This is a genomic window from Nocardioides sp., assembly GCF_035547795.1.
Lineage (GTDB): Bacteria > Actinomycetota > Actinomycetes > Propionibacteriales > Nocardioidaceae > Nocardioides.
In genome coordinates this window covers 1-8,061 of the sequence record NZ_DASZUF010000028.1, presented here as the reverse complement: position 1 = coordinate 8,061, position 8,061 = coordinate 1, and the positions used below count along the sequence as shown (strand labels likewise).

The following is an 8,061-nucleotide window of genomic DNA, read 5'->3' as shown; positions in this document are numbered from 1 at the left end:
CGGTCGCGCTCCTCGGCGATTCCAGCGCGGCCGGCTACGGCCTCGAGATCGCCGCCGAGACGCCCGGGGCGCTGCTCGGCCGGGGCGTCGCGGAGCTGACCGGCCGGACCGTGCTGCTGCGCGACCTGGCGGTCGTCGGCGCGCTCTCCTCCGAGCTCGACGAGCAGGTCGACCGTGCCCTGGCGCTCGACGCCGACGTGGCCGTCATCCTGATCGGCGCCAACGACGTGGTGAAGCTGGTGCGGCCCACCGTGTCAGTCGCTCACCTGGTGCGCGCCGTGGAGCGGCTGCGGGCCGGCGGGGTGGCCGTGCTGGTGGGAACCTGCCCCGACCTGGGCACGATCAAGCCGATCCTGCCGCCGCTGCGGCACCTCGCCCGCTGGTGGTCGCGGCGGATCGCCGCCGAGCAGACCATCCGGGTGGTCCGGGCCGGCGGGCGCACCATCTCGCTGGCCGACATCCTCGGGCCGGAGTTCACCGCGGAGCGGGACTTCTTCTTCGGACCCGACCGGTTCCACCCCTCGGCGGCGGGCTACGCCGCGCTGGCCGAGGTGCTGCTGCCCTCGACGCTGGCCGCACTCGGCCTGATCGGCGACGAGGAGGCGGAGCTGGCGACGTACCGCGGCGAGCCGGCGCTGCCGATCGCGGCCGCGGCGCTGCGCGCGGTCAACGTGCCCGGCACCGAGCTGGACCCGGTGCCGAAGCCGCGCCGGCGGCTGGGCAGGTTCTGGGTGCGGGTCGCCCGCCGGCCGCAGACGCACTCGCGCCCCTGACCCGTGCGGGGCCAGGGGCGCGAGCGTCGGCTGGGTCAGTTGTTGTTGTTCAGGATCGCCAGCAGGCGCAGCAGGTTGGTGTAGATCCAGACCAGGCTGACGGTCAGCGCGAACGCCGCCCGCCACGACTCGCGGTCGTCGAGCCGGTTGCGGATGCCCTGCTCGACGAAGTCGAAGTCCATCACCAGCATCGCCACGCCCAGGCCGAGGCCAAGGATCGCGGTCAGCAGGCCGAGGCCGCCGAAGCCGAACAGGCCCATGCTGCTGCCGAACAGGCCGAGCACCATCTCCAGGATCGTCAGGCCGACCATGCCGAAGACGGCAGCGGTCACGATGGTGCGGAACTTGTTGCCGACCCTGATGTCCAGATACTTGTACGCCGCCAGGGTGCCGGCGAAGGCCGCGAACGTGCCGAGCACGGCACCGGTGACCACACCGCTGCCGAACTGGGCGTCGAACGTCTTGCTCAGCCCGCCGAGCGCGACCCCCTCGAAGGCGGCGAACGCCAGCACCAGGGCCGGGCTGATCACGCGCTTGAACGAGTTGACCATCGACAGCACGAAGGCGCCCAGGGCGCCGATCGTGGCGGCGGTGTAGATCTGGCTCAGGTTGCCGGTGCTGGTCACCGCGGGGGTGAGGATCCAGGTGGCGAGCGCCGCGACCGCGACGACCGCGACACAGATGCCGGTCTTCTGCACGACCGAGTCGATCGTCATCGGGCCAGTCGAGCGGCGCACCTGGGTCGGGCTGCCCCCCGTCGGGCTGCCGACGCTCCAGGTGGACGGGTCGCTGCCGTAGCCGGAGTACGCCGCGCCGTTGCCGCCGTACATCTGGTTGCCGTAGGCGTTCGCCTTGCTGAACCCCTCCGAGTTGCGGAACACCGGGTTGTTGCTCTGCATGGTCTCTCCTTGGAGGCCTCGGGCGCCGTCACCCTGACGACGACCTGACACCACGATCTTAGTTGGCTTAGCTGGCGTCACTGTGCTCAACGCTCGACGTCGGCGGCACGTTCCCTCACCCCCGACGCGGAGGGAGGGCCTGGCCCGGGGCGCGTGTTTTTTCCAATGTCTATCTAGACACTGGAGTAAGGCGAGCCGTCGACACGCTCGGCGGGCACACCCCGGACCGGAGGCCCGCCCGGCCCCCGCACCCGCGGGCCGGGCGGGCCTCTGCCTCACGTCGGTCGGTCGAGCGCCCACGGGTAGCAATCTTGGCAGGCTGGCCAGGCCGAACGCGGGTACCTCGGGCCCCAGCCGTCCTCGTCCTGGACCACGCCGAACAGATGTCGATGGCCGCGATTGGCGCGTTGAGCGTGGCGGAGTTCGGGCCGCCGAAGCCGGCGTGGACGTCGAACGCGCCGTTGTCGTCCTGGCCGGGGAAGACGATGACCTCGACGCTGGTGACCTGTGCAGTGACGTGCGCGAGGATCGCGTCCAGCTTCTCGACCACGCCGTTCGATGCGGCATCCAAGACGTGGCGAAGCTCTGCGACGTACTCGTCACGGTTCACCCGACCACGATAGACCGCGACTATCAGGTGTTCTCAGCGGCGCGGGCGGTGCGGATTCCGCGGCAAGGCCCAGTCAGGCGAGTCTTGCCGCGGCGTCAGGATGATCCGGCGGAGACGGCGTCGTTATCCGGAGATGCTCGCCTTCGTGGCGCCGTGGGCGAGGGTGCCGATGACCTCGATGCCGTGGCCGGCGAACACGTCTGCGTCGTCGTGGAAGATCGCACCGAACACGCCCTCGGCGTCGACGGTGAGTCGCATCAACGTGAGACTGTTGCGAAACTGTCTCGCGGTGATCTGCTCGTCATCGTCGAGCCACACCTCGTTGGCCAGGTCCAGCAGGTCTGCCACGATCCGGCCAATGAGCGATCCGTCGGTCAGGACCCCGGTTTCGCGTTCCCGGGCCACGTCGTCCAGCACCCCCCGCGCCAGATTCGGGTCCTCAGTGTCCACGACCAGCTCCACCGCCGCGGTGGCTCGAAGTGTGCCTTCGAACCAGCCGTGCACGCTGCCCGTGCCGGGAACGAAGACGAACTCGCCCAACGGATGCCGTACCGGTTCGCTCATGACTCGATCATCTCAGCCGCCGTCAGCGGCACCGGCGCATGCGCGTCGGATAACGTCGGGACCGTGACCCAGCCTGAACCACCACAGACTGACCCGTCACAGACTGAGCCTTCACCGCTGGTGCGGCTGGCGCGGCGGTTGTGTGGCCAGGTCCGTGACCGTGCGTTGCTCGTGCCCTATCCGGGCCGGTGGACCGCCCCCGGGCAGCTCGACGATACGCACCTGAGGTTGGCCGAGGATGGGGATGTCAGCCGACTGTTCATTGATCACGCTGGTGCGGTGGTTCTGGTCGACGGCTCGGGCCGTCACCGGGTGAACTCGTCGCTTGAGGCGTTCGCCGAGTCCGTGCACGCCTATACCGAGGTGATGCGCGAGGTCGCGGGACGCGGGTTCGATGACGGGGACCACGACGACCAGCTTGAAGAGATCGAACACGATCTCCTCCAACGTCTCGCCACGATCGACACCGCCCTGTCTGGCGGCCCAGACGGCTTCTGGGTCGTGGCCGCCGAGGAGATCGGACTGGGCACCGCCCCGTTCCCACGAACGGTCAGCCCTGCCGGGTCTCGCGCCACGGAACCAGCCTCACCTACCGAGAACGCCGCGGATGCGGATCGGGTCCTGGTGGCGTTGACCGATGCCGACCGCGACCGACTGTTCACCCAGCAGCAGTGGAAGCGACTCACCGCGCTGGCCCCGGTCACCCTGGTCCGGGCACCCCACATGATCGAGACCGCCGTCGACGTGGCTCGGCAGACCGACGCCGCCCGCGGGAATCCCACACGACAACCGACCGTGCTGGTCACCACCGACGCTGCCACGCTGACGCCGGCGTTGTGGGCGAAGCTGCCTGTACTGCGGCTGGTCTGTCTGCTCGCCTCATCGGCACCGGACCATGAGGCGCCTGCCGGCGTACGGGTAAGCGTCCTCGCTCCAAGCACCGACGGCGACGCGGTGGTCGACGAGATCGCCCGCGGGCTGGCCACCTGAACCGCACCGACCCGCGTCGGCACGACCTCCCGCACGACCTGGCGGGCGATGGCAGGTCGAGTCAGTCGGGCTGTGCTCGGGGTAGAAAGGCGATCGCGAGGCCGTTCTGGTTGGCGAGCTGCCGGAATCGTTCGGACGCCGCAAGGTCGAACAGCTCGTGATGGTCGCGGGCCAGGAGGAAGTCACGGTCGAACTCGGACCGGTAGACCGGCTTGATCAGCGACCGCTCACCGTCGCTCAGCTGCCGAAAGACCGAAGCGGATTCATCGATCAGATTGGCGCGGGTATCGATTCGGGCCGCGACAAACGAGAACTGCTCGCCCTGACAGGTGATCGTGCACGGGAAGAACGTCGCATCCGCACGCAACACGTCACCGATCCGGTCCACGACGCGAGTGGAGAAGATCGGTACGCCGGTCGAGGCCGTCAGGAAGTCGGTGGCCGCGAGCGTCTGCGGCGTGTAGCCGCGCTGCGCGCGTGCCCGGAACTGAGCCTGGTCATCACCGGTCGCTGCCTCGAACAACACCGACCGGCGCCGAGCGTCCCCAACGAAGTCGACAACCGCCGCTGGGTCCTCGACCGTCGTCCACAACGAATAGATCCGCACGCACCTACTCTCCACCACCTCACTCGCCGCCACGAGCCAGGACGTGGCCGGACACGAGCGCGGGTTCGGGCGTCGGTCGTGCTTGCCCACGCGGTGCTTGGCCGTTTGTCGGCGGCTGATCGGGGAGACTGGCCCGGTGTCTGAGGCGAACGTTGTGCATGTCTTCCTCTCGCTCGGCGGTTTGCGTCGGCTGAGGAGCTTCGCGCCTACGTCGACCCGACCTGGACGGCAGACGGGAACCCGGAGCCCTCGGCGTTGATGAAGGAGGCCGGAATCGCCGAGCTGGAGCCGATGTGTGTCGAGGTCATCCACGTCGTCGATGTCGGCCATGATGGTCCGGTCGCGCCGGCCGTTCTCCTCCGCGAAGCCTCGTACGCGAACCAATGGCTGACCCAGGTGGAATCGGTACCGGTGGAGTTGACGCATATCACCGATTCCGCGATCTGTGTGTTCGCGCCCAACGTCGTCACCACCCCACACGACACTTCGCTGCGCTATCTCGGCCCGTTCAGCTACAACCCCTGAACGCCGACCGACACCACGCGCCCGCTTCCTCCACCTCCACCTCACCGGACTCTGCACCGCTGACTACCCGGCGCTGGTGGACCCGGCGATACAGCCACCGATACGGCTCAGGATCAACGGTGAGGGAGTAACCGCGAAAGTTCGACAGCCGCCCCGGAGGGCAGAGGCTGCGCACAAGGCTCGAACTTTCAGTGCCCCCGGTGGGGGTCGAACCCACACTGAATCGCTTTTAAGGCGACTTCCTCTGCCGATTGGGATACAGGGGCTCGCGGGTGTCGGCCGACGTCCCGCGCTGAGCGTGGGCCGACACCCGCGAGTCTAGGGGGCTACTTCTCGGGGTCCTCGGGCGCGTTCGCGTCCTCGAGGGTCTCGATCGGGTCGGTGAGCGGGTCCGGTGTGGCGCCGGCCTCGGGCCCGGCACCCGCGTCCGTGTCGTCCGAGAGCGGCTCGATGTCGGCGGACTCCACCTTCGGCGGCTCGCTGGCGGTGAACTCCGGCGCCGAGACCGGGTCGGACGCCGCCACCTCGGCGGCCTCCTCGGGCACCGGCGGCGGGGTGAGATCCTCGGCGCCACCGGCACCGCCGGCCGGCTCGGTCGGGTGCAGGCGGTCGGCGACCGCCGAGCTGACGCTGGCGGCGTACGGTCCGGCCTTCTCCGAGGCCGTGGCGAGCGCCGACTGCACCCGTGGGTCACGGGTCACCTTCGCGGCCGCGGTCTTGACCTGCTCTGACTTGAACTTGACCAGGTAGCCGATGCCGGCGGCGACGGCGGCCAGGAGGAGGAGCTTCTTCACGGCTGCGACCTTCCCACGAGATGTGTGTGGCTCTCAGTCTGTAATGGACCAGGCGATTCCGTCGAGGATGTCGGACTCCGAGACGACCAGATGATCCACCCCGGTACGCCGCAGCACCCGGCTCAGCACCAGTCCCCCGGCCGCGATCACGTCCGCGCGACCCGGATGCATCCACGGCAGCGCCCGCCGTTCGGCGACGGTCATCGCGACCAGCCGCTCGACCAGCGCGTGCAACTCCTCGACCGACAGGCGCGCCTGGTCGATGACCTCCCGGTCGTACGCCGCCAGCCCCAGCACCCCGGCCGCGAGCTGGGTGACGGTGCCGGCCACGCCGATGACGGTGGCCGCGCCGGCGGGGTCGACCGGGCACTCGTCGAGCGCGGCGTCGATGTCGCGCACGCACGCCGCCACCTCGGCGTCCGTCGGCGGGTCGGTGCGCAAGTGCCGCTCGTGCAGTCGCACCGACCCGATCTGCATCGAGTACGCCGCGGCCGGCGGCTCGTCCAGCCGCGGCCCCCAGATGAGCTCGGTGGAGCCGCCGCCGACGTCGACCACCACGACCGGCACCGCCGGCGCCTCGCGCAGGTTGCGCACGCAGCCGTCGAAGGCCAGCGCCGCCTCCTCGAGGCCGCTGACCACCTCGGGCTCGACGCCGAGCCGCTCGCGCACACCATCGGTGAAGACCGCGGCATTGGCGGCGTCACGGGTGGCCGACGTCGCCACGAACCGGATCCGCTGCGCACCGTGGGCGCGGATGAGCTCGGCGTACTCGTCGATGGCGGCGAACGTGCGCGCCAGTGCGTCCGGATGCAGCTCGCCGGTGGCGTCCACGCCCTGGCCGAGCCGGACCATCCGCATCTCGCGGACCAGGTCCTCCATGCCCGCGTCGGTGGGCCGCCCGACCAGCAGCTTGATGGTGTTGGTGCCGCAGTCGATCGCCGCGACGTTCACAAGACCTCCACGCAGGGCCCGCTCTCCCACCAGGGACCGAGCAGGTCGAGCACCTCGTCGCCGAGCGGGTTCACGCCGCGGCCCTGGGCCAGCGCCTGGCCGGCGAGCACGTGCAGGCACTTCACCCGATCGGGCATGCCGCCGGCGGAGATGCCGTCGATCTCCTCGACATGGCCCAGCTCCTCACGGGCGGCGAGGTAGGCCTCGTGGGCGCGCCGGTAGGCGGCGGCCAGCTCCGGGTCCTCGCCGAGCCGGTCCTGCATCCGCTTCATCACGCCGCCGCCCTCGAGGGTGCCGATCCGGGAGGCGGCACGGGGGCACGTCAGGTAGTACGTCGTCGGAAACGGCGTGCCGTCCGGCAGCCGCGGCTCGGTGGTCACCACGTCGGGCAGCGAGCATGGGCAGCGGTGACCGATCTCGTGGATCCCCCGCGGCAACCGGCCCAGCTGGGCGGCGACGGCCGCCTCGTCGGCGGGGTCGATGCTCACTCGGTGCTCCGGATCTTCGCGGCCGGCGGCTTGCCGGTGGTCTTGGGCGGGTTGCCGGCCAGCACGTCCGAGCTCCACACGTCGCTCCACCACGCGGTCGGCTTCGTCGGCGCACCGACGCTGCTCGGATCGCTCAGCTGGCCGCTCGGCTTGATCGGCTTGCCGTCGGGGCCCAGCGCGACGTAGGCGGTCTGGCCAGGCATCACGTAGTCGAAGTGCTCGCGGGCCTGCTGCTCGATGTAGGCCGGGTCGTTCCAGCGGTCCTTCTGGTCCTGCAGCTTGCCGATGGTCGCCTCACGCTGCGCGATCTGCGACTTGAGCGCGTCGATGTCGTGCCGCTGCTGCAGATAGGCCTTGAGCGAGGAGGCGTAGGAGACCACCAGCACCGCGACGACCACGATGAGCACCGCCATCCGACCGGTCAGCCGGGGCTTGCGCCGTACGCCGGAGGTGACCCGGGTCTGGCTGCCGGTGTCACCACCGCCGCCCGGGCCGAGCGGGCGGCCCGGGCGCGGGGCGGAGGCCCGGCCGGGACCGGTGCGGCCCCGGGGCCTCGCCCCGCGCGAGGGACGACGATCTGCTGGCACCCTGCGATTCTGCCTGCTGACCCGTGCGGATCAGCGCGCGAAACGCGGGAAGGCCGAGGCTCCGGCGTACCGGGCGGCCTCGCCGAGCTCGTCCTCGATGCGCAGCAGCTGGTTGTACTTGGCTACCCGCTCGGAGCGCGCCGGGGCGCCGGTCTTGATCTGCCCGCAGTTGGTCGCCACCGCCAGGTCGGCGATGGTGGTGTCCTCGGTCTCGCCGGAGCGGTGGCTCATCATCGAGGCGTAGCCGCTGCGGTGGGCCAGCTCGACGGCGTC

Annotated in this window: 11 protein-coding genes, 1 tRNA gene and 1 pseudogene; 3 read left to right on the top strand and 10 right to left on the bottom strand. The window is 70.3% G+C overall.

Features of this window, described 5'->3' with window-relative positions:
* A partial coding sequence (locus VHA72_RS02410) for an SGNH/GDSL hydrolase family protein (protein WP_325572851.1) occupies positions 1–773 on the top strand: 773 nt, incomplete at its 5' end.
* Between the two features lie 35 nt (positions 774–808).
* On the opposite strand, the gene VHA72_RS02405 is transcribed toward VHA72_RS02410, so the two are convergent.
* From VHA72_RS02405 to VHA72_RS02400, 3 genes are all read right to left on the bottom strand, one after another.
* Positions 809–1,672 carry a Bax inhibitor-1/YccA family protein gene (locus VHA72_RS02405; RefSeq protein WP_325572850.1) on the bottom strand — a complete coding sequence of 288 codons (864 nt, stop codon included), beginning with the start codon at positions 1,670–1,672 and terminating at the stop codon, positions 809–811.
* A 169-nt stretch (positions 1,673–1,841) separates the two neighbouring features.
* Entirely contained in the window at positions 1,842–2,282 is a 441-nt protein-coding gene (locus tag VHA72_RS16490) for a DUF6389 family protein (RefSeq protein ID WP_414689740.1), read from the bottom strand.
* Positions 2,283–2,405: 123 nt separating this feature from the next.
* Complete coding sequence (locus tag VHA72_RS02400) at positions 2,406–2,846, bottom strand: DUF2262 domain-containing protein (protein WP_325572849.1); 441 nt, start codon at positions 2,844–2,846, stop codon at positions 2,406–2,408.
* 63 nt (positions 2,847–2,909) lie between these two features.
* Between VHA72_RS02400 and VHA72_RS02395 the strand changes: the two genes are divergently transcribed.
* The gene (locus tag VHA72_RS02395; RefSeq protein ID WP_325572848.1) at positions 2,910–3,836 is read left to right on the top strand and encodes an SUKH-4 family immunity protein; all 927 of its coding nucleotides are present in this window, start codon (positions 2,910–2,912) and stop codon (positions 3,834–3,836) included.
* A 61-nt stretch (positions 3,837–3,897) separates the two neighbouring features.
* On the opposite strand, the gene VHA72_RS02390 is transcribed toward VHA72_RS02395, so the two are convergent.
* Positions 3,898–4,443: a hypothetical protein gene (locus VHA72_RS02390; protein WP_325572847.1), complete on the bottom strand. Its 546-nt coding sequence runs from the start codon at positions 4,441–4,443 to the stop codon at positions 3,898–3,900.
* A gap of 258 nt (positions 4,444–4,701) precedes the next feature.
* Here VHA72_RS02390 and VHA72_RS02385 point away from each other — a divergent pair, with 258 nt between their 5' ends.
* On the top strand, positions 4,702–4,968 hold the full coding sequence (locus VHA72_RS02385) for a hypothetical protein (RefSeq protein ID WP_325572846.1): 267 nt from the start codon (positions 4,702–4,704) through the stop codon (positions 4,966–4,968).
* 192 nt (positions 4,969–5,160) lie between these two features.
* Here VHA72_RS02385 and VHA72_RS02380 read toward each other — a convergent pair.
* The 6 genes and pseudogenes from VHA72_RS02380 to eno form a co-directional block, all read right to left on the bottom strand.
* Positions 5,161–5,234, bottom strand: a tRNA-Leu gene (locus VHA72_RS02380).
* Positions 5,235–5,294: 60 nt separating this feature from the next.
* Positions 5,295–5,762 carry a hypothetical protein gene (locus tag VHA72_RS02375; RefSeq protein WP_325572845.1) on the bottom strand — a complete coding sequence of 156 codons (468 nt, stop codon included), beginning with the start codon at positions 5,760–5,762 and terminating at the stop codon, positions 5,295–5,297.
* 33 nt (positions 5,763–5,795) lie between these two features.
* A complete protein-coding gene (locus VHA72_RS02370) occupies positions 5,796–6,713 on the bottom strand; it encodes a Ppx/GppA phosphatase family protein (RefSeq protein WP_325572844.1) in 918 nt (305 codons plus the stop codon).
* Positions 6,710–7,201 carry a DUF501 domain-containing protein gene (locus tag VHA72_RS02365; RefSeq protein WP_325572843.1) on the bottom strand — a complete coding sequence of 164 codons (492 nt, stop codon included), beginning with the start codon at positions 7,199–7,201 and terminating at the stop codon, positions 6,710–6,712. The genes VHA72_RS02370 and VHA72_RS02365 overlap by 4 nt, the downstream gene beginning before the upstream one ends.
* Entirely contained in the window at positions 7,198–7,788 is a 591-nt protein-coding gene (locus tag VHA72_RS02360) for an FtsB family cell division protein (protein WP_325572842.1), read from the bottom strand. The genes VHA72_RS02365 and VHA72_RS02360 overlap by 4 nt, the downstream gene beginning before the upstream one ends.
* 30 nt (positions 7,789–7,818) lie before the next feature.
* Positions 7,819–8,061: pseudogene (gene eno, locus VHA72_RS02355) on the bottom strand (phosphopyruvate hydratase); the annotation flags it as partial.